The 25,753-nt window shown below is 68.2% G+C and carries 24 protein-coding genes; 16 read left to right on the top strand and 8 right to left on the bottom strand.

Annotation, left to right across the window (positions count from 1 at the left end; genetic code table 11):
• The first annotated feature begins 188 nt into the window (after nucleotides 1-188).
• Nucleotides 189-425: an RHS repeat-associated core domain-containing protein gene (locus ACYQ4W_RS15670; protein WP_487247256.1), complete on the top strand. Its 237-nt coding sequence runs from the start codon at nucleotides 189-191 to the stop codon at nucleotides 423-425.
• Nucleotides 426-457: 32 nt separating this feature from the next.
• On the opposite strand, the gene ispG is transcribed toward ACYQ4W_RS15670, so the two are convergent.
• Together ispG and rlmB are read right to left on the bottom strand one after the other, a co-directional pair.
• Entirely contained in the window at nucleotides 458-1,534 is a 1,077-nt protein-coding gene (gene ispG / locus ACYQ4W_RS15655) for a flavodoxin-dependent (E)-4-hydroxy-3-methylbut-2-enyl-diphosphate synthase (protein WP_459858499.1), read from the bottom strand.
• Nucleotides 1,535-1,784: 250 nt separating this feature from the next.
• On the bottom strand, nucleotides 1,785-3,140 hold the full coding sequence (gene rlmB, locus ACYQ4W_RS15650; RefSeq protein ID WP_459858496.1) for a 23S rRNA (guanosine(2251)-2'-O)-methyltransferase RlmB: 1,356 nt from the start codon (nucleotides 3,138-3,140) through the stop codon (nucleotides 1,785-1,787).
• A gap of 182 nt (nucleotides 3,141-3,322) precedes the next feature.
• On the opposite strand from rlmB, the gene ACYQ4W_RS15645 reads away from it, so the two are divergent.
• Nucleotides 3,323-5,107, top strand: coding sequence for a lytic transglycosylase domain-containing protein (locus ACYQ4W_RS15645; protein ID WP_459858493.1), 1,785 nt, complete (start codon nucleotides 3,323-3,325; stop codon nucleotides 5,105-5,107).
• A gap of 72 nt (nucleotides 5,108-5,179) precedes the next feature.
• Here the strand turns inward: ACYQ4W_RS15645 and rsgA are convergent, their stop codons facing one another.
• From rsgA to ACYQ4W_RS15630, 3 genes are all read right to left on the bottom strand, one after another.
• A complete protein-coding gene (gene rsgA / locus ACYQ4W_RS15640; RefSeq protein WP_459858491.1) occupies nucleotides 5,180-6,193 on the bottom strand; it encodes a ribosome small subunit-dependent GTPase A in 1,014 nt (337 codons plus the stop codon).
• 561 nt (nucleotides 6,194-6,754) lie between these two features.
• On the bottom strand, nucleotides 6,755-10,195 hold the full coding sequence (locus ACYQ4W_RS15635) for an EAL domain-containing protein (protein WP_459858489.1): 3,441 nt from the start codon (nucleotides 10,193-10,195) through the stop codon (nucleotides 6,755-6,757).
• 82 nt (nucleotides 10,196-10,277) lie between these two features.
• Nucleotides 10,278-10,853, bottom strand: a complete 576-nt coding sequence (locus ACYQ4W_RS15630; protein WP_459858487.1) for a YajG family lipoprotein — start codon at nucleotides 10,851-10,853, stop codon at nucleotides 10,278-10,280.
• Between the two features lie 242 nt (nucleotides 10,854-11,095).
• Here ACYQ4W_RS15630 and ACYQ4W_RS15625 point away from each other — a divergent pair, with 242 nt between their 5' ends.
• The 12 genes from ACYQ4W_RS15625 (at nucleotide 11,096) to ACYQ4W_RS15570 (ending at nucleotide 21,484) form a co-directional block, all read left to right on the top strand.
• Nucleotides 11,096-11,551, top strand: coding sequence for a hypothetical protein (locus ACYQ4W_RS15625; protein WP_459858485.1), 456 nt, complete (start codon nucleotides 11,096-11,098; stop codon nucleotides 11,549-11,551).
• Nucleotides 11,552-11,580: 29 nt separating this feature from the next.
• Nucleotides 11,581-12,897 carry a KamA family radical SAM protein gene (locus ACYQ4W_RS15620; protein WP_459858483.1) on the top strand — a complete coding sequence of 439 codons (1,317 nt, stop codon included), beginning with the start codon at nucleotides 11,581-11,583 and terminating at the stop codon, nucleotides 12,895-12,897.
• A complete protein-coding gene (locus tag ACYQ4W_RS15615; protein WP_459858481.1) occupies nucleotides 12,894-13,901 on the top strand; it encodes a D-alanine--D-alanine ligase family protein in 1,008 nt (335 codons plus the stop codon). The genes ACYQ4W_RS15620 and ACYQ4W_RS15615 overlap by 4 nt, the downstream gene beginning before the upstream one ends.
• A 176-nt stretch (nucleotides 13,902-14,077) precedes the next feature.
• Nucleotides 14,078-15,754, top strand: a complete 1,677-nt coding sequence (locus ACYQ4W_RS15610; protein ID WP_459858478.1) for a GNAT family N-acetyltransferase — start codon at nucleotides 14,078-14,080, stop codon at nucleotides 15,752-15,754.
• 19 nt (nucleotides 15,755-15,773) lie between these two features.
• Entirely contained in the window at nucleotides 15,774-15,938 is a 165-nt protein-coding gene (locus ACYQ4W_RS15605) for a hypothetical protein (RefSeq protein ID WP_459858475.1), read from the top strand.
• A 90-nt stretch (nucleotides 15,939-16,028) separates the two neighbouring features.
• Nucleotides 16,029-16,529: a prepilin-type N-terminal cleavage/methylation domain-containing protein gene (locus tag ACYQ4W_RS15600; protein ID WP_459858473.1), complete on the top strand. Its 501-nt coding sequence runs from the start codon at nucleotides 16,029-16,031 to the stop codon at nucleotides 16,527-16,529.
• 8 nt (nucleotides 16,530-16,537) lie between these two features.
• On the top strand, nucleotides 16,538-16,951 hold the full coding sequence (locus tag ACYQ4W_RS15595; protein WP_459858471.1) for a type II secretion system protein: 414 nt from the start codon (nucleotides 16,538-16,540) through the stop codon (nucleotides 16,949-16,951).
• 10 nt (nucleotides 16,952-16,961) lie between these two features.
• Nucleotides 16,962-17,456: a PulJ/GspJ family protein gene (locus ACYQ4W_RS15590; protein ID WP_459858468.1), complete on the top strand. Its 495-nt coding sequence runs from the start codon at nucleotides 16,962-16,964 to the stop codon at nucleotides 17,454-17,456.
• A gap of 11 nt (nucleotides 17,457-17,467) precedes the next feature.
• Complete coding sequence (locus tag ACYQ4W_RS15585; RefSeq protein ID WP_459858466.1) at nucleotides 17,468-19,582, top strand: LamG domain-containing protein; 2,115 nt, start codon at nucleotides 17,468-17,470, stop codon at nucleotides 19,580-19,582.
• A 12-nt stretch (nucleotides 19,583-19,594) separates the two neighbouring features.
• Entirely contained in the window at nucleotides 19,595-19,933 is a 339-nt protein-coding gene (locus ACYQ4W_RS15580) for a hypothetical protein (RefSeq protein WP_459858463.1), read from the top strand.
• 1 nt (nucleotide 19,934) lies between these two features.
• Nucleotides 19,935-20,513 (top strand): chemotaxis protein CheD, encoded by a 579-nt coding sequence (locus tag ACYQ4W_RS15575; RefSeq protein WP_459858460.1) that lies wholly within the window; start codon nucleotides 19,935-19,937, stop codon nucleotides 20,511-20,513.
• Nucleotides 20,514-20,593: 80 nt separating this feature from the next.
• Entirely contained in the window at nucleotides 20,594-21,484 is an 891-nt protein-coding gene (locus tag ACYQ4W_RS15570; RefSeq protein ID WP_459858458.1) for a glutaminyl-peptide cyclotransferase, read from the top strand.
• Nucleotide 21,485: 1 nt separating this feature from the next.
• On the opposite strand, the gene lgt is transcribed toward ACYQ4W_RS15570, so the two are convergent.
• Nucleotides 21,486-22,283, bottom strand: coding sequence for a prolipoprotein diacylglyceryl transferase (lgt, locus tag ACYQ4W_RS15565; protein WP_459858455.1), 798 nt, complete (start codon nucleotides 22,281-22,283; stop codon nucleotides 21,486-21,488).
• A 159-nt stretch (nucleotides 22,284-22,442) separates the two neighbouring features.
• Between lgt and ACYQ4W_RS15560 the strand changes: the two genes are divergently transcribed.
• Nucleotides 22,443-23,234: a hypothetical protein gene (locus ACYQ4W_RS15560; protein WP_459858453.1), complete on the top strand. Its 792-nt coding sequence runs from the start codon at nucleotides 22,443-22,445 to the stop codon at nucleotides 23,232-23,234.
• On the opposite strand, the gene ACYQ4W_RS15555 is transcribed toward ACYQ4W_RS15560, so the two are convergent.
• Complete coding sequence (locus tag ACYQ4W_RS15555; RefSeq protein ID WP_459858450.1) at nucleotides 23,231-23,854, bottom strand: Lrp/AsnC family transcriptional regulator; 624 nt, start codon at nucleotides 23,852-23,854, stop codon at nucleotides 23,231-23,233. The genes ACYQ4W_RS15560 and ACYQ4W_RS15555 overlap by 4 nt on opposite strands.
• A 147-nt stretch (nucleotides 23,855-24,001) precedes the next feature.
• On the opposite strand from ACYQ4W_RS15555, the gene ACYQ4W_RS15550 reads away from it, so the two are divergent.
• Nucleotides 24,002-24,670 (top strand): LysE family translocator, encoded by a 669-nt coding sequence (locus ACYQ4W_RS15550; RefSeq protein ID WP_459858447.1) that lies wholly within the window; start codon nucleotides 24,002-24,004, stop codon nucleotides 24,668-24,670.
• A gap of 23 nt (nucleotides 24,671-24,693) precedes the next feature.
• Here ACYQ4W_RS15550 and ACYQ4W_RS15545 read toward each other — a convergent pair whose 3' ends face one another.
• A complete protein-coding gene (locus ACYQ4W_RS15545; RefSeq protein WP_459858444.1) occupies nucleotides 24,694-25,455 on the bottom strand; it encodes an exodeoxyribonuclease III in 762 nt (253 codons plus the stop codon).
• Between the last annotated feature and the right edge of the window lie 298 nt (nucleotides 25,456-25,753).

Genomic DNA, 25,753 nt, shown 5'->3' with positions numbered 1-25,753 from the left:
GGGTCCAAGGGGCTGCGCCCCTTGATGTATTTCACCTTTCGCTCGCGTCGCCCCCATCGCCCTGGCCGCCTGGCCTGGTCGGCGTCGGGTGGCATTCGGCAGCGCAACTGCCTTAAATATAATAATTACATGACCACCTGGGCACGCCGCTGGCCCTTGCCAATCTGGACGGCGGTATTGTACAGACGATGCAATATGATGCCTTCGGAAATCTGGTGGCGGCGCGCGGCGATGCGGTTCGGCTGCCCTTGGGCTTCGCGGGCGGGCTCTTTGACGCGGACACCGGCCTGACGCGCGCCCTTTTCATTATAGGGTGGCGCGACGACGACGCCGACACCGGCCGCTTCACCGACCTCGACCCCCTTGGCGCAAAGGGCGGGGATAAAGACTGGTACGGTGACTCGCGTCGACGATCCGGTCAATAGGACGGATGCGTGGGGGGAGAAGGGGCGAAAGGTCAGCGGGCGCGCAATTCGCGCAGGAACAGCTCCAGCTCCTTCATGAACTCGGGCAGCAGATTCTCTTCGCCGCGTATCTTGCGGATGACCTCGCCCTTGCGGAACACGATGCCCGAGCCCCGGCCGCCGGCAATGCCTATGTCGGCCTCGCGCGCCTCGCCGGGTCCGTTGACCACGCAGCCCATGACCGCGACCTTGAACACCTCGGGCACATCGCGCAGGCGCTTCTGCACTTCCTCGGCCAGGGCGATGAGCCCAATCTCCGTGCGGCCGCAGGTGGGGCAGCTGATGACCTCCGGCCCGCGCTCCCGCAGGCCGAGGGCCCGCAGAATGTCGTAGGCCACGCCGATTTCGGCCACAGGGTCGTGGGTGAGCGACACGCGCAGGGTGTCGCCGATGCCGTTGAAGAGCAGCACGCCCAGGCCCACGGCGCTTTTCACTGCGCCCGGCAGCAGCGTGCCCGCCTCGGTGACGCCGATGTGCAGGGGGTAGTCCACCCGGGCGCTGAGCAGCGTGTACGCCTCGATGGTGTCGCGCACGCTGGAGGACTTGAGGGAAATCTTGATGTCGTGGAAGTTCCGGCGCTCCAGCAGGGCCACATGGCCCAGGGCGCTCTCCACCATGGCCTCGGGCGTTGGCCCGCCAAAGCGCGCCAGCAGATCCTTTTCCACGGAGCCGCTGTTAACGCCGATGCGGATGGGCACGCCGCGCTCCGCAGCCGCGCGCACCACGGCGTCCACTTTTTCCTCGCCGCCGATGTTGCCGGGATTGATGCGCAGGCCGTCGATACCCGCGTCCAGGGCCATGAGCGCCAGGCGGTAGTCGAAGTGGATGTCCGCGATGAGCGGCACCGGGGAATCCTTGCGGATGGCGGCGAGAGTCTTGGCCGCGGCTTCGTCCGGCACGGCCAGGCGGACGATTTCGCACCCGGCCTTGGCCAGTTCGCGCACCTGCGACGTGGCGGCGAACACATCGCGGGTGTCCACATTGGTCATGCTCTGAACGCGGACGGGATTGTCGCCGCCCACGCCCACTGATCCGACATGGACCGCGCGCGTTTTTTTACGTGTGTGCATGGGACAGCAAGTAGCGCATTTCCCGGCGTTCGCCAAGACGCACGTGGCGGCGGCAAGCGCCTGGCCAGCAAATAGCAGTTGGCAAACCTCCCGCTCCATACTCCCTTCCACAAACAAAAGGGCTGGGACGAATGCGTTCGTCCCAGCCCTTCGGGTCTTGACATGAGGGGGGCCGGGGGGAATCATTCCTCCCGGCCGCCAGAGGCTCTTCTTTCTCTTCCTTCCCTCAAGCCGACCAGCCTCGCCCCGCCTACAGCTGACCGAGCCGCGCCAGACAAATGGCGGCGGCCTGGGCCACGTTCAGCGAGTCGAAGGCGCGCTTGAGGGGAATGGCCAGGCGGGTCTGGCAGTGCTTGCCCACGCCGTGGCGCACGCCTTTTTCCTCGCCGCCCATGACGAGCACGGCGGGCAGGTCGATGGCGGCCTTGAACAGGTCCTCGCCCTCGGCATCGGCGCAGAGGATGGACAGCCCGGCCTCGGCGCAGGCGTCGAGGGTCTGGCTCATGTTGGTCACGCGGGCCACGGGCAGGTGGTGCAGCGCGCCCGCGCTGGCGCGCATGGCGCCCGCGCCGATGTAGGCCCCGCCGTGGCGCGGCACGATGATGCCCGCTGCGCCCATGGCCCAGGCCGTGCGGGCCATGGCGCCGAGGTTGCCGGGGTCCTGCACCTGGTCGAGGGCCAGCAGCACCGGCAGGGGCGCGGCGGCCACGGAGGCGATGAGGGTGTCGAGATCGGCGTATTCCACCGCGGCGGTGACGGCCACGACGCCCTGATGGGTGCCGGGATACAGGCGGCGCAGGAACATGTCGTCCACGAACTGCACCTTGATGCGGTTCTCGTCGGCCAGGGCCACGATCTCCTGCACCTTGGCGTCGCGCTGGCCCTTGCGCACGAAGATGCCGTCGATGCGTTTGGGCGCGGTGCCCAGCAGCTCGCGCACGGGGTTGCGCCCGGCGGTGACGCTCTTGCCGTCTTCGGGCTCCTCGGCCTCGGGGCGCGGGGCGCGGCGGCCATCGGCCCACTCCGGGCGCGTGGGACGGTTGGGAACGCCGTTGCGGTCGAACTTGCCGGGGCGCTCGGCCTTGGCCGACTTGTCGAATTTGCCGGAGCCCTCGGCCCTGTCGGAACGTTCGCGCGGCGGGCGGGAGCCGGCGTCGCCGGCGTTCTTGGCCGGACGCGCGGGCTGGGGGAAGCCGGCCGGGGCCACGTCGGTCATGTCGATGTCGATGTCGAAATCGAAGTCATCGACACGGGCGGCGGCCGGAGCCTTCTTCTCACGCGGGGGTTTGCCGTAGCCGCCGGTGACGCGCGGATCGCCTTCCTTGCGGGGACCGCCTGCGCGGCTGCCGCCGGGACCCTTGGCCGGACCTTTGCCTGGCCCTTTGGCAGGTCCGCGGGCCGGGCCCTTGTAGGGGCCCTTGGCCGGACCTTTGCCCGCGCCCTTGGGCGGGGCGGAGCGCCAGTCGTCGTCGGAGCCGCCGCTGGATTTTCCTCCCGGCTTGCCGCCGGAGCGGCCCTTGGGCTTGCCGCCGCCGTAACCGGACTTGCCGGACGGTCCGGTGGGACGCGGACCCTTCGGGCGGGGGGACTTTCTTGATTCAGCCATGGGAACCTCCAGGTTCATCGGGCGCTTGGGTGAAGCTTGCCAGACGATAATTTCAGGTGTAGGGTAAGGTGTCTTTTTACGTATCCAACTATCGGCGCACGGGGCTTGGCCGCTTTGCGGGCGTCCCTCAGTCCCAGGAGACTCCTCTCCACCCGCGCCGCCGAACGGAGGAACGAATTTTGATGAAGAAATTTGTCCGATTATCCCTGACCACCGCCAGCAGCGCATGTCTGCTCGCGTCGCTGTGGTCGTGCTCCGCCATGAATATCGACAACGCCAGTCCTGTCAAGGCCCAGTCTCTCGAATCCCAGCGCCAGTCCGCCTCCAAGGGCACCTCCCAGCCGGGTCTTCTGGCGGCGCAGAGCCGCAGCCTGGGCGCGCCGCGCACCCCGGCCATCGACAACGACATGGACCTTGAGCCCGAGGAAATGTCCGCCGTGCCCCTGACCCCCGGCCAGACCGGCACCCTGCTCGAGCCCGAAGTCACCGCCCCGGTGACCCAGACGCCGCACCTGACCGAGGAGCAGCGCCGCATTCTTGGCCAAAAGAGCGGGCTGGACTTCGACCTCGACCTCTTTGACTCCCAGGAAGTGGAACGCTATTTCGCCTACTACACCGGCCCCGCGCGCGAGACCTTCGCCCGCTGGCTCAAGCGCTCCGAATCGCAGCTGCCCTACGTACGGGAAAGCCTGCTGCGCAACGGCCTGCCCCAGGACCTGGCCATGCTGCCCTTCGCGGAGTCCGGCTACAACTGCAACGCCTACTCCTGGGCCGGCGCGGGCGGCATGTGGCAGTTCATGCCCTACACCGGCCGCAAGTACGGCCTCACCGTGGACTGGTGGATCGACGAACGCCGCGACCCCAAGCTCTCCACCGAAGCCGCCGCCAAGTACCTCTCCTTCCTGAACGACATGTTCGGCGACTGGTATCTCGCCCTGGCCGCCTACAACGCGGGCGAAGGCAAGATCTCCCGCGCCCTTGAGGTGACCAACGCCGAGGACTTCCTTGACCTGGTGAGCCAGAACAACCGCCTGAACCGCGTCATGCGGCTCAAAACCGAGACCCAGCACTACGTGCCCAAGTTCGTGGCCATCACCAAGATCTTCCAGAACCTCGAGGCCCTCGGCTTCGAACCCGTGAACTGGAACGCCGCGCCCAAGCTGGAGACCGTGCAGGTTCCCGGCGGCACAGACCTCCTCGCCCTGGCCAAGTCCGGCGGCATGAACTGGGAGGAATTCCACCAGCTCAATCCGGCCTTCCGCCGTCAGGTGAGCCCCCCGGACCGCAAGGTGGCGGTGTCCATTCCGGTGGACAAGAAGGCCCCCATGCTGGCCTACCTTGAGAATCCCAGCATCCTGCCGCCCGCGGGCTTCATCGCCCACGAGATCCGGAAGGGCGACAACCTGCGCAAGCTCTCCCAGCTTTACCACGTGCCGCAGGAAGTCATCTGCCAGATCAACGGCTCCCTGGCGCAGACCATGCAGCCCGGCCAGTGCATCATGCTGCCGCAGAGCAGCACGGGCGAGGCCATGCCCGAGTCGCTGAAGAAGACCCGCAAGATCGCCGCCTCGCGCGCCAACTATGTTGTGGGCAAAAAAGACACGGCCTGGTCCATCAGCAAGAAGTTCAAGGTCAGCGTCAAAACCCTGGTTGAGGCCAACGGCCTGGACAACACCAAGGCCATCAAGCCCGGCATGAAGCTGAACATCCCCGACGCCTCCGACCAGGCCACCAAGAAGACCCGCGTCCTGGCCGCCAAGACCCGCGAGCAGGTGACGCGCGAGCCCGTGCGCGAACCCGCACGCGAGGCCGCGCGCGAACAGGTGACCCGCTACACCGTGCGCCAGGGCGACACCATCTACAGCCTGTCCAAGCGCTTCGGCGTCACCGCCGACGCCCTCAAGGGCTGGAACAAGATCAAGGGCACCGAGCTGCGCGCGGGCGACAACATCAAGGTCTACCAGTAGCAGCACGCCGCATACGCCAAGCCAAGGCCCCCGGAACATCCGCTCCGGGGGCTTTTTTCTTCCCTGCGGCGCCTAATCCCGCATCCGTTTCTTGACCTCCTTGACGAACCGGCCGAACGCCTTGTCCTTGCGCCGTTTTTCCAGCGCCGTCATGGCGTTGAACTCAGACTCCTTCCTGAGCTTGAAGTAGCTGGCGAGCCGCTCCTCGGCCAGCTCGCCGCCTTCGATGGCGGCGCGCACGGCGCAGCCGGGTTCGCCCCGGTGCAGGCAGTCGGCATAGCGGCAGTTTGCGGCAAGGGCGGACACATCGTCGAAGGCGCCCGCAAGCCCCTCCTCGCCCGCATCCATGAGGCCCAGCTCGCGCATGCCGGGCGAATCGATGAGGATGGCTCCTTGGCCGAGGAGGACGAGCTGGCGGCGCGTGGTGGTGTGGGTGCCCTCGCCCGTGCCGCTCACGCCCTTGGTTTCAAAGGCCTCCCGGCCCAGCAGGCGGTTCAGGAGCGTGGTCTTGCCCACGCCGGAGGAACCGAGAAGGCAATAGGTCCGCCCGGCGCAGAGCAGCTCGTGCAGGGCCGCAAACCCTTCTCCCGTCACGCTGCTGAGGGCCACGACCACGGCTCCGGTTCGGGCGCGCACGGCCGCAAGCTTCTGCTCCAGCTCCTCCGCGCCGATCAAATCCGTCTTGGTCAGCACCACCACGGGTTCCACGCGGCCTTCCGCCACCATGACGAGATAGCGCTCCAGCCGGGCGGGGTTGAAGTCGTAGCGGCAGGACTGCACGAGAAAGGCCGTGTCCACGTTGGCGGCGATCATCTGATGCTCCTGCCCCGGCCCGGCTGCCTTGCGCCGCAGGAACGTCCTGCGCGGCAGCACCTGGTGGATGATGGCCGCAGCGCCGTCGTTGTAAAGCTGCACCGCCACCCAGTCCCCCACGCAGGGCAGGGCCGCGGGACTGTCCAGCTGAAAGCACAGCCGACCCGACAGCTCGGCCGGGACCTCCCGTGAGCCCTCGCGCACAAGGCAGGAGCCCCGGTTCACGGCGCAGACGCGGGCCAGCCCGCAGCCTTCCGGAATTGCGTCACACATGCCCGCCTCAAACCACTGATCAAAACCCAAGTCTCGTAAGGTCATTGTCGTTCCCGTCGCGGTCGGCCGCTCTGCGCGGAAGCCCGCGTTCTTGCTTGTGCATGCGCCGGCTTGCGCCGGACATCCTCTGGGCCGTGCGGGCGCGATGGCCGGCACGGCTTGGCCTGGGAGGAGCGCGTCGTTTCCTGCCGTTGGGGGCGCAATGCGGGCGCTGGACCGGACGGAGGCAAGCCCCCCGCCCCGTGCGCCGCATGCGGCCGGGAACGGCAAGAAGAACGCCGGGAGATTGGCTGCCGGACGAGAGCAAGGAAGACCGGCCCGGAGACGGGCAGGCTGGGGCAAGGACGGATCAGGCCGTCCCGAGGCTGGAGACGCCCCTATGAAAGGGGGCGCGCGCCTTGGGGGAGGCTACCGGCCGCGGCTCTCGCCAGCAACCAGAGCGACAATATCCAGGAGTGTGGTGCGCAAAAAAACCTCTGAGGGAAATCGGATGGCGGAAGACTATAAAATGGACGCGGGGGCGTCAAGCCGGCGGGGTGGAGCTTTCCGGTCGCCGCACGCTCAGGCGACGTTGCAGGCCGGGCGTTCCTCAATGGCGAGCATCAGCTCGGTGACCGCGTCCTCCGGCAGGGGCGGATAGAAGAGGAAGCCCTGCATGGCCTGGCAGCCCAGGTCCACCAGCGTGGCGAGCTGCTCCGGGGTCTCCACGCCCTCGGCCACGATGCCCAGGCGCAGGCTGCCGGCCAGGGCGGCTATGGCGCGCACCAGGGCGTGGCTGTCGGCGTCCTCGCGGGGCAGATCACGCACGAAGGAGCGGTCGATCTTGAGGATGTCCACGGGGAAGCGTTGCAGATAGGCCAGGGAGGAATAGCCGGTGCCGAAGTCGTCGATGGCCAGGGCCACGCCCAGGGCTTTGAGCCGACGCATGGCGGTGAGGGCGGTTTCCGGGTCGCCCATGAGCGTGGATTCCGTGAGCTCCAGCTTGAGCAGGGCCGGGGGCAGGCCGGTTTCGCGCAGCACCTGGCGCACCGTGTCCACAATGTCCGGCTGGATGAACTGCTTGGCCGAAAGGTTCACGGCCAGGGTCATGCGCCGCGCGGCGGGGAAGCGCCTGCGCCATTCGGTCATGCCCGCGCAGGCCTTGCGCAGCATCTGCTCGCCCAGGGGCACGATGAGTCCGGAGTCCTCGGCATGGGCGATGAAGGAATGGGGGTTCACCAGCCCGCGCGTGGGGCTGCGCCAGCGCGCCAAGGCCTCGAAGCCGAGAATCTCGTCGCCGCTGGCCGCCATGATGGGCTGGTAGAACACCAAAAATTCGTCGCGCTCCAGGCCGCGCCGGATGTCTGCGTCCAGCGCCATGAGCTCCTGGGCGCGGCGCAGCATGCCGGGGTGGAACAGGCGCGCGCGGTCGCGGCCCGCGTCCTTGGCCCGGTGCATGGCCAAATCGGCGTTCTGCAAAATGTTCTCCGCCGTCTGGCAGTCCTCGCCGGGGCCGATGACCACGCCGGCGCTGGCGGTGAGCCGCACCTCCTGCCCGTCCACGCTCATGCTGCGCGACAGACCGGACAAGGCGGCGCGGATGGTCTCCTGGGCGGCCTCCGCGCTTTCGGCGCGGTCCACCAAAAGCACAAACTCGTCGCCGCCGAAGCGGCACACCTGGCCCTGGCCCTCCAGCCCGGCGGAAAGCCGCCTTGCGGCCTCCAGCAGCACGCGGTCGCCAAAGGAGTGCCCAAGGCTGTCGTTCAGCATCTTGAAGCGGTCCAGGTCCACAAAGGCCACGGCGAAGGTGAGCCCGCGGGCGCAGGCCAGCTCCAGCATCTGCTGCAGGCGCTCCAGGCACAGGGCGCGGTTGGGCAGGCCGGTCAGGGCGTCGTGCAGGGCCTTGAACACCAGCTGGTTCTCCATGCGCTTGCGGCTGGTGATGTCGGCCATGACCATGATGCCCGCGATGATGGATCCGCTGGCCCCGCGCACGGGCGAGGCGTTGGCCAGAAGCCAGCGCTCCGGGCCGCCCGCAAGGGTGAAGCGCACCTCCAGGTCGCGGGTTTCCTCGCCCTTTCTGATGGCCCGGCCAAGGGGGGTTTCGCCCGGAGTGACAACGTTTCCTCCGGCGTCCAGAAAATTCCAGATGGACTTGTGCCCGTTGACGTCCATGCCCACCAGGGCCTCCGGGGTCACGCCCAGAAGATTGGCCGCCGCGGGGTTGGCTATGCTCACCCGGCCCGTGGCCGCATCGCCGATGATGATGCCCCAGGGGGCCTGCTCCAGCGAGGCCGTGAACAGCGCGCGGGTGCTGCCCAGCTCGCGCTCCAGGCGGCTCTGCTCGGTTATGTCGCGCCCGAAGCCGCAGACGTATTCCTCGTCGCCGAAGCGCATGTAGAAGATCTTGAGCTCCTTGAGCACGGAGCGGCCGTCGCGGGTGCGCTGCAGGGTCTCCAGGGTCACCGGGGCCTGGCGCACGCTGAGCAGCAGACGGTACACGGCCTCCGGCGTCAGGGAGGGATCGATCTGGGCCACGGGGATGTCCAGCAGCTCCTGGCGGGCGTGGCCCAGACTGCGCGCCACGGCCTCGTTGACGTAGGCCACGACGCCGTTGGGGCGCAGCAGGTAGACCTCCTCCACCCCGGCCTCCAGAAAGAACTTGAAGCGGGCCAGCTCGCGCTCGGCCAGACGTGAGGCCGTGATGTCGTGGAAGACCACGACGCCGGCGCGCACCTCGCCCTGGGCATCGCGCACGGGGGCGGCGTTGGTCAAAATCCAGCGCTCGGTGCCGTCGGCCAGGGTCACGCGGAACTCCGCGTTGACGAGGCTTTCGCCCCGGCACAGGGCCGCGGCCAGGGGCAGCTCCTCCTTGGACAGCAGCTTGCCGCCCGCCGTGTACACCCGCCACAGGCGGTGGTCCGGCAGCTTGCCGGGCGGCGGGGGCGTCTCCAGCCCAAGGATTTTCAGCGCGTGGGAGTTCAGGACCGGCGGAGCCTCGCGGTTGGCGTAGGCGATGAGGATGCCGGAGGGGGATTGCTCGATGGCGGAGAGGAGCAGATCTTGGGTCTTGCGGTGCCGGGCCATCTCGCCCAGAAGATTGTCGCGCAGCAGGTCGGTTTCGTGGCTGCGGGCCTCTGCTCTTTTGCGCACGCGGCCGGCGCGGCGCAGCAGCGCGAAGCTCACCAGCAGGCACAACACCCCGATGGCCGCGCCGGGCAGCCACGCGGGAGGTCCGGCGGCCTCCACGGAATAGTGCGCCATGAGATTCTTCACTTCATCGGGGCTGATGGCGTCGAGACCGGTGTTGATGCGCGCGAGCAGAGCCTGGTCGCCCTTGCGCACGGCGGCCCGCAGCACCGCGCCGGGATAGCTGTGCAGCAGCGCATAACGCATGGCGCCGCCCAGGGCGCGCAAGCGGTGCCGCAACGGCAGCACGGGCCCGGCGGCGATGTCCACCTGCCCCAGGGCCAGACCGGCGGCCAGGGCGTCCAGGTCCGGGTACACCCGCTGCCGCAGGTTCGGATACGTGGCGGTCAGAAATGCTGCGGCCTGGTCGCCCCCGACCAGCCCGACCGTGTACTGGGCCTGCCCGAGCCCCAGCGCGCCGGGCTGCTCCAGCCGCTCGGACTGGTCCGAATTGGCGAAGAGCCCAAGCCCCTGGTCGAACAGCGGCCGCGAGAGGGCGAAGCGCTCCTCAAGACCGCCAGGCGTCTTGCCGGAAGAATCGGCGAGAAGGGAAAGGCCCGCGTGGGCGTCCACCTCGCCGGACTCCAGCAGCATCAGGGCTTCGGCTCCGCTCACGGCGCGCAGCTCCACCTCGGTGCCGGTCTTTTTGGCGTACAGGCGCCAGAAGTCGGGCAGCAGGCCCACGGCCTGGCCGTTGGCGTCGCGCGAGCAGTAAGGGGGAATGTCGTCGGGGCAGGCGAGGGTCAGGCGGGGCGGGCCGCTTTGGGCCAGCGCCGCCTCCGGGCCGGCCAGGCAGAGCCCGGCCAGCCACAGCGCCAAAAGCAGAAAAGCCACCGCAGCGGAGCCGAGGGCTCCGGCGCTGGTTGTCCGCCGTGGACGCAACGGGGAGGGTGCGCCCGGTGCTGGCACAGTACCGCTACTTGGTCGCCTTGACCACGTCCGTGGCGGCGTCCTGAAGAATGTACTGCAGCGTGGAGGCCAAAACCTTCTGGGCGGCGTCCACGTAGGTCAGGCCCAGGTTCTCGCGCTCGCCGGAGTAGATCTGCTCGACCACGAACTGGCCGTCCTTCTCCACCTTCACGCGCACGCGCAGCTTGGCCTTGGCCATCATGGCCGTGCCGGTGTTCACGCTCACGGTGTCGAACGAGCCGGAAACCACATAGCCCTTGAGGGCGGAGGTATCGGCCTTTTCGCGGAACTTCACGTCGCAGCCGCGGGCCTTGAGTTCCTCGAACATGGCCCAGCCGACCCACTCGGCCACGTCGTTCTCGGCGTAGAAATTCTTGCCTTCGCCCAGGGAGCCGATGGTGATGGTGTCCGTGCGCTTGTCGGCAAAGGGCAGCAGGGTGATGGTCTGGGTGCAGACCTGGGCGCCAGCCGAGGTGGAGGGCTGGTAGCGCAGCGGCACAACCGAGTTGGCGGAGCAGCCGGCCAAAATGGCCGCAAGGCCCATGACGAGAATGAGTTTTCGAAGCGTGCCGATGGCAGTCATGAGTAGTCCCTCCAGAATGCGGTGCTAGGCGCAGCATGTGTTGCATGCGCAGGGCCGGACGATAGGCCAAAACATCCTGACGCGCAAGCGCGGGACCGCCTGGCGGCAATGTTATAAAAAATCTAGACGAGCCCCGCCATTTGTGCTTGTGTGACGGCAAACCCGCCCGGCGGCGGGCTTTTGTCCGCGTCCGGCACGCGGCCTTTGGCCGCGCCGGGCCATAGCCTGCACAAGGAGCCTTCATGCGCGCCATGCCGCAAGCCCGCCTTTGCGCCACAGCCCCAACAGGCCCCATCCGTCCCGTTCCGGGGCGCGGCCTGCGCCGGGCATTGCGCCGCGTCCTCTGTCTCGCGGCGTTTCTCGCCGCCCTGGCCTGCTCCGCGCAGCCGGGCCTGGCCCAAAAAGCCGCGGCCGAGTCCGAACCCCAGGGCGAGGCGGTGGAGATCTCCGGGCGCGTCGTGGCCGGGCTGGACAAAGTGTTCATAAAGGACGCCGAGGGCTTCTGCCTGGTGCAGGGCATAGACCTCACGCCGTACTCGGGCAGGAACATCCAGGCGAAAGCGCTTGTCATTCGCAAAGACCAGGAGTACCGCACTGTCCGGTTGCTGCATTACCGCATTCAGAGCCCGGACGACGACTCTCCCGGCGCGGATGACACGGTGCGGCAGACCACAGGCCCAGGCAAGAAAAAGAAGTGACCGAACAACCACTAAGCAGGTAGACCACCATGGACACAGCCATTCTGGACGCGGGCGAAACGGAACCTCCGGACTGCGGCTTCAGCGGCCGCGAAAACGGCCAGGACCCCGAAGAGCCCCCCTCACCAGCCAAAGACCTCTCCCCCGCATATTTCGCGGCTCCCGCCGCCGAACACCATCCCCAGCCCCTGCGCCAGTTTCTGCACCGGCATTTTCCCGGCGCGACCAAGCACGACTGGCTCGACTGGCACTGGCAGCTCGCCCACCGCATCACCACCCTTGAGGACGCCGCGCGCCTGCTCGAGCTCTGCGAGACCGAGAAAAGCGCCATCGGCCTGACCAAGGCCTCGCTGCCCCTGGCCGTGACGCCCTATTACGCGCGCCTGCTCGACCCGCGCGACCCGCAGCAGGCCCTGCGGCGCATGGTGCTGCCCTCCTGCTGGGAGGCCGCCCGCGCCCCGGGCGAGGCCGACGACCCCCTGGGCGAGGACCGCCACTCTCCCGTGCCGGGCCTGGTGCACCGCTACCCCAACCGCGTGCTGTTTTTGGCCACGGACTTCTGCTCCACCTACTGCCGCTACTGCACGCGCTCCCGCGGGATGGGCGGCACAGGCCGCCTGGAGGCCCTGCGCCAGCGCTGGGAGCTGGGGCTCGACTACATCCGCCGCACCCCGCAGGTGCAGGACGTGCTGCTCTCCGGCGGCGACCCGCTGACCATGCCCGACGAGGCGCTGGACTGGCTGCTCACGCGGCTTAGAGCCATCGAGCACGTGCAGATCATCCGCATAGGCACCAAGGTGCCCGCGGTGCTGCCCATGCGCATAACCCCGGCGCTGACGAGAATGCTCAAGAAGCACCACCCGTTGTGGATGAGCCTGCACTTCGCCCACCCGCAGGAGCTGACCGAGGAGACGAGGCTCGCCTGCGCCCGTTTGGCCGACGCGGGCATCCCCCTTGGCAGCCAGACCGTGCTGCTCTCCGGCGTCAACGACGACGCGGCCGTCATGGGGCGGCTGTTCCAAGGCCTGCTGGCGTTCCGCGTGCGGCCCTACTACCTCTACCAGTGCGACCCCATCAGCGGCTCGGCCCACTTCCGCACCCCGGCGGCGCGCGGGGTGGAGATTCTGCGCGCCCTGCGCGGGCGGCTCACGGGCTACGCCATGCCCACCTTCGTCATCGACGCCCCCGGCGGCGGCGGCAAGATACCGCTGGCGCCGGACTACACCGTGGGCTATTCCGGGAATGACCTGGTGCTCCAGAACTACGCGGGCGGCCTGTACCGCTATCCGGACCCCTCCGGGGCCGCCGCCGCGAACAAAGCCGCCGCAGGCAAGAGGACAGCATGAACGTCGGACTCGTGTATGACCTGCGCTCCGAATACCTGGCCGAAGGGTACAGCGAGGAGGAGACCGCGGAATTCGACAAGGAGGACACCATCGAGGCCCTGCGCGAGGGCCTGGCCGCCCTCGGCTTCGAGGTGGAGCCCATCGGCTCGGCCAAGAGCCTGGTGGCCGCGCTGGCCGCTGGCAAGCGCTGGGACCTGGTGTTCAACATAGCCGAGGGCCTGCGCGGCCCCGGACGCGAAGCCCTGGTGCCCGCCCTGCTCGACGCCTACGGCATCCCCTACACCTTCTCCGACCCGCTGGTGATGGCCCTGTGCCTGGACAAGGCCGCCTGCAAGCGCGTGGTGCGCGACCTGGGCCTGCCCACGCCGGACTTCGCCCTGGTGCGCGCGGAGAAAGACGTCGCCGACGTGAACCTGCCCTACCCCCTGTTCGCCAAGCCCGTGGCCGAGGGCACCGGCAAGGGCATTTGCGCCGCCTCCCGCGCGGCGGACCGCAAGGAGCTTGCCGCCGTTTGCCGGGTGCTCTTGAAGCGTTTCCATCAGCCGGTGCTGGTGGAGGAATACCTGCCCGGCCGGGAGTTCACCGTGGGCATCGCGGGCACGGGCGAATTGGCGCGGCCCCTGGGCGTCATGGAGGTGTGCCTGGGCGGCGAGGCCGAACCCGGCGCGTATTCCTACAGCAACAAGGCCAACTTCGAGACCCTGGTGCAGTACCTGCCCGTGGACGGGCCGGCCGCGGCCGAGGCCATGGACCTGGCCCTGGCCGTGTGGCGGGGCCTGGGCTGCCGCGACGGCGGCCGGGTGGACATCCGCATGGACGCGGCCGGACGGGCCAGCTTTCTGGAAGTGAACCCGCTGGCGGGCCTCAACCCCGTCATCTCGGACCTGCCCATTTTGTGCAACATGAACGGCGTCTCCTATCAGGACCTTTTGCGCATGATCGTGCAGTCGGCCCTGGAGCGGCTGCCCCTTGATCCCGACAAGGAGAGAAAGGTGCGCCGATGAACGCGGGCGCGCGCGGCGGGAGTGCGCCGGGCGAAGTGTCGGGCGGCGCGGCGGCGGGAGATTCCGAGCCTGACCGTGCCGAGCCTGACCGGACGGAACCGGAGCTGACGGAATCGGACCGAACCGGGCATGACCATGCAACGTCTGACTCGACGGAGCCCGATTCCAAAGCGCCCGTGCGCGCACATCCGGCCAGCGTAAAATCCGGCAGCCCAGCGCCGGACGATTTTGAGCACAGCGGCGCGCCCTTTGCCGGGCTTGATGTCGTCATTCTGCACGACCCCGTGCCGCACGACGCCCCGCCCGACCGCCAGGACACCTTGACCCAGGCCCGCGATGTGGCCCGGGCCTTGAAGCGCCTGGGCTGCGCCACGCGGCTGCTGCCCTTCGGTCCGGACCTGGACGCCATGCGCCGGGAGCTTTCCCGCACGCCGCCGCGCCTGGCCGTGAACCTCGTAGAGAGCATGGCCGGACTGGAACGGCTGGCCTTTGCCGCGCCGGCCCTGCTGGCCGCCCTCGGCATCCCCTGCACCGGCAGCGGCGCCCAGGCCCTGCTCGCCGCCTCGGGCAAGAGCGAGGTCAAGCGCCGCCTGCGCCAGGCCGGGCTGGCCACGCCGGACTGGCTTTCGCAATCCCCGCGGCCCGGCGACCCCGCGCCGGACTTTCCGGCCTCGTCGCTGTTCATCCTGAAGCCCGAGCACACCCACGGGTCCGTGGGCATTGGACCGGACGCTGTGGCCCTCGCGCGCGACGCCGCGCACCTGGCCCGGCTGCTGGCGCAGCGCGCCCAGGCTCTGGGCCAGCCCTGCCTGGCCGAGGCCTTTGTGCCCGGCCGGGAGTTCAGCGTGGCCGTCATTGCCGGGCCAAACGGCCCGCAGGCCCTGCCCCCGGCGGAGATGGGCTTTTTCGGCCCCGGCCCGGCGGCGGCAAATGTTTTGACCTATGCCGCCAAGTGGGAGGGGAGCAGCGCCGCCTACGCGGACACGCGCCGCGCCTTTCCGGCAAAGGAGCCGGAGCTTTTGACCCGGCTCGCCGAGGCGGCTCTCGCGGTCTGGCGCGTGTTCGACCTTGCGGGCTACGCGCGCCTGGACTTCCGCGTGGGGCCGGACGGCGCGCCCCAGATCATCGACGTGAACGCCAACCCCTGCCTGGCCGAGGACGCGGGCCTGGCCGCGGCGGCGCGGCAGGCTGGGCTGGACTTCACGGCCCTGGTGGCGCGCATCGCGCTCGCGGCCCTGGGCTGGCCGGGGCAAAGCGCTGCGCCCGGACGGGGCGCGGCTGCGACAAACGGCGCGCAGGACCATCTCTGGCGCACGCGGGTCAGGCCCGGCGACGCCGAGGCCGTGCGGCGGCTGGTGGAGTCCACGGGCTTCTTCAACGCCGAGGAAATCGTCATCGCCGGGGAACTGGTGCAGGAGCATCTTGCCAAGGGCGACGCAAGTGGGTACTTTTATGTCTTCGCCGAAGATTGCGGACCGCTGCGAGGCGAACCCGCCGAACACGGCCAGGACAATGCGAAGGGCACCCGGAAGGACGGCGACGGACAGCGCGGCCTTTCCGGCTATGCCTGCTTCGGGCCGACTCCCGGCACCGCGGACAGCTTCGACCTGTACTGGATAGCGGTGGCCCCGCATGCGCAGGGGCGCGGCCTGGGGGGAGCGCTTCTTGCCCGGGCCGAGGCGGAGATGGCGGCGCGCGGCGCGCGCGGCATCTATGTCGAAACGTCCTCGCGGGGGCAATACCTGCCCACACGCGGGTTCTACGAGAAGCACGGCTACGTCGCCTGCGCCCGGCTCGAAGAGTTCTATCAGGCGGGCGACGACAAGATCATCTACAACAAGCGCCTCTTCTAGGGGGCAAACGGAGCGAAACATGAGCGAAAAGAAAGCCGAAGAATACCAGCTGGTCCTCTCCCAGAACAGCAAGGGCAAGGAAGAAGTCCTCTTCTCCTCGCCCAAGCTGCTGGATGTGCAGCTCAAGCGCGAGCAGCACGTCCGGTCCATCACCACCGGCTTTGTGGAAATCCGCAAGGTCTAGGACGCGCCACCGGCGGGGTTGCAGGCACTGCAGCCCCGCCGGGTGCGGGTTTTGCATACATTTCTGCATCAGCCGATGCGGAGGCGCTTCATGACCCAGGCAAACCACGCAAGCAGGCCCGGAGCAGCGCCACACCAAAAGGCCGGCTGCGGCGGCTTCACGCTCATCGAAGCCATCACCGTCATCATCATCATCGGCGTGCTTTCCGCCTTGGTGCTCACCCGCAAGGCCGACCTGAGCGGCGAACTTTCCGGTCGGCTGGCCGAAATGCGCTCCCAGCTGCGCTTCGTGCAGCTCTCGGCCATGAAGAGCGGCGCGGCGTACATCGCCATGCAGTTCGACGGCACCAGGTACTGGGCGGAATACAGCAACTCCACCAACATGACCCTGCCGGGCGAAAACGCCACCGTGGTCACCTTGAGCGACAAGTCCATGACCATGACGCCCGCCTTCACCCTGCGCTTCGACAGCCTGGGCATTCCCTACGACGGCACGGGCACCAAGCTGAGCAGCGCCCAGGTCATCACCATCACCGCCGGCGGCGGCACGGGCAACTGCACCGTGACGCCGGAAACCGGCTACGTGCAATAGGAGGCCCCATGCGCGCCCACGTCAAACGCTCCCGCGGCTTCACCCTGGTGGAGGTCATCGTCGTCATCCTCATCGCCGGGTTCCTCGGCGTGGTGGTGGTGAAGCTCATGGGCACGCAGCTGCTGAAGAGCGCCACGCCCCTGACCACGACCCAGGATGCGGCCCGGGCCGAGGGCGTCATGGAGCAGGTGGTCTCCTTCTACACCAACCACGTGAACAGCCACACCAGCGGCAGCCTGGACGCCGTGGTGACGGAGTTCGGCGGCAACAACACGGCCGTGCAGCTCACGCGCAACGCCAACACCTTCGGAACGGACGGCCAGGACTCGCTCACCGTGGTGGTCACCGTGGGCAATGTCGCCCTCACCACCCTGCTGACGCAGGAGCGCACCAACGCGACCGACAGCTCCGCCTCATTTTAGGGCCGGGACCATGCGCACGCAGAAAGGCTTCACCCTCATCGAGCTCATCGCGGTCATCGTGATCATGGGCTTCATCTCCATCTTCGCGGGGAGCATGTTCAACATTGGCGCGCGCGGCGTGCTGGCCTCGCGCCAGGCCGAGGAGAACGGCCAGAAAGGGCAGATAGCCCTCACGCGCATCGCCGCGGAACTGCGCGACGTCAACGGCGGCCCGGGCGCAAGCAATGCGCCGACCGTCACCAGCACCGCCATCTCCTACACTTCCTCCAACGCCCTGCTGACCGGCGCGCGCATTCTGGCCTACGACGCCGCGGGCAAGCGCATCACCCTCTCCGTTGCGGGCACCGTCTACACGCTCATCGACGGCGTAAGCTCGTGCGCCATGAGCGCCAACACCACCTACACGCCGACCTTCACCGTGACCTTCGCCCTGACCGACACGAGCGGCAGCTTCAGCATCACCGTGAAGCCGCGCAACATCATCACCACGCCCATCATCAGCTAGGAGGTCCGCCCATGCCACAACGCACACCTCCGGCGGCCGCCTCCGGCCGGCCCGCAAGCAGGCAGCAGGGCAGCATCGCCGTCTATCTGGCCTTGGCCCTGGTGAGCTTCGGCCTTTTGGCCATGGTCGGCGCCACGCGTTTCGGGGCCTCGGTGACGAGCGTGCTTTCGCCCAACTGCTCAACCGCGGCCCGCTACATGGCCGAGGCAGGCCTGCGCTATGCCAGGGCGCGCCTGCGCGCCTGCACCACAGTGGCCCAGTACAACACCGTCAAGGCCGCGCTCAACGGCGCCACCTTCACCGTGGACGCGGCGCGCGGCCTGAGCTTCACCCTGGGCATAACCGAGGACGCCAACTACACCGCCACCGTCACCTCCACGGGCAAGGGCTGCTCGGTCATCGCCCCGGTCACCAACCAGATCGTCGACAGCGCGGTGAACCTGCCGGTGGTGGCCGCCTCCAACACCGTCGATCCCACCACGGTCAGCGTCACCTTCGCCGGCAATCTGAACGAGTTCAGCATCGCGGCCACCGGCACCAGCGGCTCCATCACCAAAGACACCGCCACCGGCGCCATAACCTTCGGCAACAACATATTGAGCGCGCAATCCGCGGCCTGGTTCACGGGCACCAACCCGCTGTGCACAAACGGCGCCTGCACCCTGGGCAACGGCCTGTGCGCCTATTATCGGGTCCAGTTCAACCCGAACGGCTACGACTATACGAAGAATGCGGCCGACAACAACGGCGACTACGGCGACGGCTTCGTCTGGACCATCATGAACGCGGCCACCAACACGGCCGCCAGCTACGGCGGCGGCGGCGAGAACATGGGCTACAGCGGCGCCACAGTGGTCAACGGCACCACCATGAGCATTCTGCCGCCCAAGCTCGGCACGGAATTCGACGTGACCTACAACTGGAAGAACTGCGGCAAGGTCTGTCCGAACACCGTCGACAACATCGCCTGCGACGCCAGCACCGCCGATCACATGGCCTTTCTGTTCTGGGGGCTCAAGACCTTAAGCTGCATATCCACCCGGGACGACCACATCCACGGAGCGGGCGCGGGCACGGACGAGGAGCCTTACAACAGCTATAATTTCGACGGGTCCATGGACGGCTGGGACGGGTATTACGCCCGCAGCTCCAGCGCGTGGCTGTTCGGAAACCGCACCTCGCCCGGCGCGCAGTATCTGGTGCGCTACGAGCTGGACCGCTCCACCACGCCCAACGCCCAGGGCGACTATGTCTACAGGGAGCGCACCTGGGTGGTGACCAGCGGCGACACGTACTCCGCAACCATCAGCAACTGCGGCGCCACCCACGCCGACACCCCGACCATGTCCCGCACCTTTGCCTTGTCTCCCAGCATGCACGCGCAGCTCTCCAAGATCTACTTCGGCTGGACCATGGGCACCGGCGCCTACGCGGACGTCGTCAAGATCGACAAGTTCGCTCTGAACTTCAAGGCCGCGCCAAGCTCCACCGCGCCCACGGTGCCCACGGGCTACGCCGCGGCCTACACCTTTGACGAAGCGGCCAACGCCACCATCCACGACACCAGCGGCAACGGCAACAATGGAACCATGAGCGGCTCGGCCATGTGGGGTCCGGACGTGCGCACGCCCAAAAGCGCCTCCATGTTCTTCACAACCGCCGGAACATACGGGCTCGTCACCGTCAACGACGCCGCAAGCCTCCGGCTCGGCGGCGCGGGCACCATAGCCGCCTGGATCAATGCCCGCAAAACCGGCAGCAGCAACGCGCCGCTGGTCTCAAAGTCCGGCTCGTACATTCTGCGGTTCAACACCGGCAGAACGCTCTCCCTGGTTCTGACCAACGGAGGGACGACCACAGTGACGACAACGGCAACGCTGCCGAGCAATGCCAAGTGGTATCATGTCGCGGCGACATGGAACGGCGCCAGGGCCATCATCTACATCAACGGAACAGCCGCGCAAACCACCACGACAACGCGCACGGCCGCCAACACAACCAACCCGTTGCTCATCGGCGGCAACGGCACCATCAGTTTCGACGGTCTCATCGACGACTTGTACCTGTACAACCGAGCCCTCACCGCTGCGGAAATCTCCGGGCTGGCCGCGGGAACACACTATTAAGAAAGGAACGTCATGAACCTTCGCCACTTGCTTCCGGCCTTGCTGCTTCCCGCCGTTTTGGGTCTTGCTCCGGCGAGCGCCCTCGCGGCCGATCCCATGCAGGGCGTCATGGCCCAAAAGGCGGAGATGGACCAAGCCCAGCGCGAAAAGCTGCTCCAGGCCGCCAAGAACCTTGAGGGCAACTCGGCTGCGGCCGGGGCCAGCGGCATGGGCGCACAGACCGCATCAAGACCTCCGGGAGCGCAGTTCAGCGCCCCGGCGGAGGCCAAAGCCGCCCAGCCGGCCCAAAAACCCGGCGCGGGTCCCAAGAGCACCACGCCCATCTACGGCGACATCATCATCCACAAGTAGCATGACCCTGCCAGCTCCGGAGAATCTCGGCCTGCCCGTGGGCCATGTGAACATCGGCGACTGCGCCTTCGCGCCCAGGTCCATGGTGCTCACCACCGTGCTCGGCAGCTGCGTCTCGGCCACGTTCTTCCACCCGGGACGCAAGGCGGGCGGCATGTTCCACGCCATGCTGCCCGACAAAAGCCTGCGCCGGGCCAGCTCCACGGCCTCGGACTGCACCTACGCGGACCTGGCCGTGGCCGCCCTGGTGGAACGCTTCCGCGCCGCGGGAATGCCCCCGGCCGAGCTGGAGGTGAAGCTCTTCGGCGGGGCCAACACCCTGCAGCAGTCCTACGGCGGCGACCTGCGCGAAATGCTCGACGTGGGACGCAAGAACGTGGAGGTCGCCCTGGCCACCCTGGCCGGTTTCGGCCTGCGGCCAAAGAAGCAGGACGTGCTGGGCGCCCTGGGCCGCAAGCTGTATTTCTGCACCGGCACGGGCGAGGTCTGGCTCAGCTATCTGGACCAGGAGCTGACCCGCAAGGCCATGGCCGCGCGGGGCGTCGCCGCAACGCTTCTGCCCAAGGTCCCGCAGCCGTGAACGCGCCCGCGCGCCGCACAGCCCCTGGCCTGCCGCCCCATTGTCGGCGTGCGCATGGCCAGCGGACTTTTTCCTTTCCGATGCGGCTCTTCCCGCCTCTGCCCTTGCTGGCCCTGTGTCTGTCGACGCTGTGCCTGCTCAGCGCGGCGCTGCCGCAACCCGCTGCCGCTGCATCGCCAAAAAGCCGCGCTCCGGTGGAGCTGGTGCGCGTTCTGGCCAGCCAGCCCCACGACAGCGCGGCCTTCACCCAGGGATTTTTCCTGCGCCATGGCGTGTATTATGAAAGCACCGGCCTCTACGGCCAGTCGTCCGTGCGCCGCGTGGACCCGGCCACGGGCCGGGTGCTGGCCCGGCGCGACCTGCCGGAGCAGCTCTTCGGCGAAGGGCTGGCCCTGTGCGCCGGGGGCGAAGGCGAGCGGCTCGTGCAGCTCACCTGGCGCGAGGGCGTCATTTTGACCTACGACGCGGACACCCTGCGGTCGTTGGAAAGCCACCCCCTGCGCGGCCAAGGCTGGGGCCTGGCCTGCAACGGCGGCGAGGCAGTGGTCAGCGACGGCACGGCCACCCTGCGTTTTCTCGACGCGCGCACCCTGGCCGAGACGGGCAGGACTTTGCGCGTGCACGACGGAGCGCGCCCGGTGGTGCGCATCAACGAATTGGAATGGGTGAACGGCTGGCTTGTGGCCAGCATCTGGCAGGAGGATCTGCTGGCGGTCATCCGCCCGGTGGACGGCCAGGTGGCGCTGTGGCTCGACCTGGCGCCCCTGCGGCGCGCGCTGGCCAAAAGCGTGAGGGACGCGCAAGACCCCGGCAACCCCGAGACCGCCAACGGCGTGGGCTTCGACCGGGCGGGCGACGGCGGGCGCGGCGCGCTGCTGCTCACGGGCAAGCGTTGGGACCGCGTGTTCACGGTCGCCCTGCCCAAGCTGCTGCGCCGCCCGCCCGAGGCCGCGCCGAAGCGCGTGCGCTAGCCTAGGCCTTGGCCGCCTGGGCCGCAGCCGGAATCTTGCGCCACATCAGGTACGCGCCAAGGGCGATCATGGGCACACACAACAGCTGCCCCATGCTGAAGAAATCAAGCGCCACAAAGCCCAGCTGGGCGTCCGGCTGGCGAAAGAACTCCACAAAGAAGCGGAACGAGCCGTAGCCCAGCAAGAACAGCCCGCCCACGGCCCCGCGCTGGCGCGGCTTTGCGGAATAGGCCCAGATGATGAGGAACAGGAGCAGACCTTCCAGCCCGGCCTCGTAAAGCTGCGAGGGATGGCGCGGCAGCGGCCCGCCCGTGGGGAAGACCATGGCCCAGGGCACGTCCGTCACCCGGCCCCACAGCTCGCCGTTGATGAAGTTGCCGATGCGCCCGGCCAAAAGTCCCGGCGGCACCAGCGGGCCGACCATGTCGCCCACCTCGAGCAGGTTCTTGCCGATGCTGCGGCCGTACAGCCAGCTCACCAGCACCACGCCGATGACCCCGCCGTGGAAGCTCATGCCCCCGCGCCAGATGGACAGCATCTCGATGGGATTGGCCAGATAGTACGGGAGGTCGTAGAACAGCACGTAGCCGATGCGCCCGCCCAGCACCACGCCCACCACCAGCCAGGTGATGAGGTCGTCCACCTGCAGGGCCGTCCAGCCGGAGCCGGGCCGGGCCGCGCGGCGGCGGGCCAGCCACCAGCCCGCGCCAAAGCCCACGGCGTACATGAGCCCGTACCAGCGGGCGGCCAGCGGTCCGATCTGCAAGGCCACGGGGTCGATGACCGGATAGGTGAGCATGCTCTCTCCTGGACGGGGCTCTGGGCCCTGTTTGTTTCCTGTTTAAAATTGCGCTAGGGTTGGTGCCGGGGCCGCATGAAGGCCCGGCGCGCGCCAGAAATCGGTCTTTTTGCCGCCCGCGTCAACCCCCACCGCCCCCAAGGACCGAGGAGCCGCAGTATGGACCAGAAGGGCCACAAGAGCCAGAAAAACGGCGCGGACCAGCCGGGCGCGCAGGACGAGCTGGATATTCTGGAGATGCCGGTGGAGGCCCTGGCCGCCTACTGGCTGTCCATCAAGAAGCTGCTCGACACCAAGCGCGACAAGACCCTGCTGGCGGCGGAGCTGGAGAACACCAGCGAGCGCTTCATCCGCCATCTGCTCGACGCCGCCGTCTCCGGCCTGGACCAGGAGCTCATCCGCAGGCTCTCCCGCGCCAAGGCCCAGGGGCTGCTGGCCGAGTCGCGCCGGCGCTTCGAGATGATCCGCGTGGCCCTGTGCGGCATCGCCCAGGGCGAAAACCCGCGCCTCACCTTCATCCGCCTGTCCGGGCTCATGGGCGGCTCGCCGGTGACGGAGAAGCGCGCCTTCGAGCTGGCCTACGGGCTCATGTCCACCGTGGGCGAAAAGGACGCGGACCTGCCGGTGCTGCTCTGCGTGGACCACAAGCAGAAGGACGACCGCCTGGCCATAAAGATGCTGTTCTACGCCCTCTCCGCCCGCAGAAACGGCAAGCAGACCCTGAACGAGTACCTGCCGCACCTGCGCCCCGGCTATTTCACGGAGGGGCTCTCCCTCGCGGCGGACGGCTTCGACACCGCCTTCATCACCCTGCACCTGGCGGCCCTGCGCGACGCCGCCCTCTCCCAGGCGCGCCGCAAAATGGACATGGCCACGGAGATGTGCCTGGCCATCCGCGCGCAGCTCACCTACGACGACGTGTTCCGCGTGGCCCGCGCCTTCATGGCCTAGCGGCCGCGCCCCGCGCCGCCTGCCGCCTCTCCGGCGACGGGCAGCCGCGTGCTGGCCTTGACCTCGCGCAGGGACAGGCTGGAGCGGATGGACGTGACGCCGGGCAGCTTGCGCAGCACATCGGACACGAAACGGCCGTAGGCCTCCAGATCCTGCGCCACCACCTGCAGAAAATAATCCGCCTCGCCCGTGACGTTGTGGCACGAGAGGACCTCCGGGATGTGCTGCACGGCCGCCTCGAAGTTGCTCGGCGCGTCGTCCGAATGGTTGCCGAAGCACAGCTGCACCAGGGCCAGCACCCCATAGCCCAGGCGGCGGCGGTTCAGGTTGGCTTGGTAGCCGTCGATGACGCCCTCGGCCTCAAGGCGCTTGAGCCTGCGCCAGCAGGGCGTCTCGCTGAGCGAAAGCGCCTCGGCCAATTTGGCGTTGGACATGCGCCCGTCCTGCTGCACCAGGACCAGCAAGGCGCGGTCCGTGTCGTCCAGCCCGCTTGCCGGCCCGCTTGCTGTCGCGTTCGCCGCTGCGCCTGCCGCAACGTTCCGGCAGCCGCCGCCCGCCACACCGCCCGACGTTTTGTCAGAAGCCCTGGCCGAAGCCTTTCCCGAAGCATCCTTTCGCATAACGCCCTCCAAACGGCAGAGTCTTGCTCAACCCTCCGAATTATCGCGAGAAAAAGCAAGGTAATTTCCTTTCAGCCAAGGTATTCTGCCCACAATCCGGTCAACGGGCCACACCGTCCGCCGAAGGCTGACCGCCAGGAGGAAACCATGTTCGAGCCCACGCTGATGTCCCTGTATCTTGCCGCGCTGGTGGCGGTGTTTCTGGCTCCGGGGCCGGACATGGCCCTGATCATGGCCACGGCCGCAAGCCATGGCGCGCGCGCGGGCCTGCGCACGGCCCTGGGCATCGCCGCCGCGCGCTACCTGCACGTGCTGGCCGCCGGATTGGGGCTGGCCGCGCTGCTCGCCGGGCACCCGCCGCTGCTCGCCGCCGTGCGCGGCATTGGCGCGGCCTATCTGCTGTGGCTGGCGTGGAAGATTTTGCGGCCCAGGCCCGCGACGGGAAGCACGGCAGAAGAAACGACAGGCCAAGCCGCCGCCCAGGCGGACGGGACAAAGGCCAAGGCCTTGCTGGCGGACATGCTGTGGGGCTTTTTGACCAATCTGCTGAACCCCAAGGCGCTTTTGTTCTGCGGCCTGCTGCTGCCGCAGTTTGTGGCGCCGGAGCGCGGGCCGCTTTTGCCGCAGTTCTTGTGGCTCGGCGGCATGCTTGTGGCGGTTGGGCTCGTGTTCGACGCGGCCTATTCCCTGCTGGCCAGCGGGCTGGTGCGCCGCCTGCGGCAAGGCGCGGCCACTGGCTCCAGGCTGGAGCGGGCGCGGCGCTGGCTCATGGGCTCGACCTTCGCGGCCCTTGCGGCGCGGCTGGCCCTGGGCTGACTCCCGACGCTGGCGGCGATGGGCTAAACGATCTCCACCCCCACGGGGCAATGGTCGCTGCCCTGCACCTCCGGGGCTATCCACGCGGCCTTCACGCGATCCCTCAGCTCCGCGGAGACGAAGAAGTAGTCGATGCGCCAGCCCACGTTCTTGGTCCGCGCGTTAGCCCGGAAGCTCCACCAGGAATAGTGCCCCGGCCCAGGCTCAAAGAGCCGGAAGGTGTCCACGTAGCCGCGCGCGATGAAGGTGTCGATCCAGGCGCGCTCGATGGGCAGAAAGCCGCTGGTCTTCTCGTTGGCCTTGGCGTTCTTCAGGTCTATCTCGGTGTGCGCGGTGTTGAAGTCGCCGCCGACCACGATGGGCTTGGTCTTGCGCAGCGCCTCGGCCTGAGCCAGAAAGGCGTCGTAAAAACCCAGCTTGTAGGCCAGGCGCTCCTCGTCCTTCTGCCCGTTGGGAAAGTAGATGTTGAAGAGGTGGAAGTCCGGGTACTCCATGTGGATGACCCGGCCCTCGCCCCGGTAGCGCGGATCCTCCAGGCCGAAGGAATGGGCCAGGGGCGGCGTTTTGGCGAAGCAGGCCGTGCCGGAGTAGCCCTTCTTGCCCTTGGACCAGTTCCACAAGCCCACGCGCCCGGCCGGATTGCGCTCGGCATCGGCCAGCTGCTCCGGCTCCACCTTGGTCTCCTGCAGCATCACCACGTCCGCGTCCGAGGCCGCGAGCCAGTCGAGAAAGCCCTTGCCCAGGGCGGCGCGGTAGCCGTTGACGTTCCAGGAAACAATGCGCATGGGCGGCCTCCGGCGGGTGCGGATGAAGGTGGCGGAAAGGGATGGCGGAGCGCCCAGCGCCCCGGCCGAGCCTTCTGTGTACAGGCAGCCGCCCCGGCGAGGCAAGCCCCTGGGCACGCTCGGCAGGGCACGCCGCGAAACGTCGCACGTTGGGAGCCGCGAGCCGGGCGCCGGGCGCAAAAAAACCCGCCGGGGCGGGTTGAAGCGGGCAGGAAAAGCAGCGGTCCCGCCGCTTCCCTACTCACGCATGGCCCACATGGCACGCATGGATAGAGAAGCGGCGGACGGCCTCAAAAGC

The organism is Humidesulfovibrio idahonensis (assembly GCF_054657715.1).
Note: the sequence above shows the minus strand (reverse complement) of the source record. Positions and strands in the feature narration are given on the sequence as shown.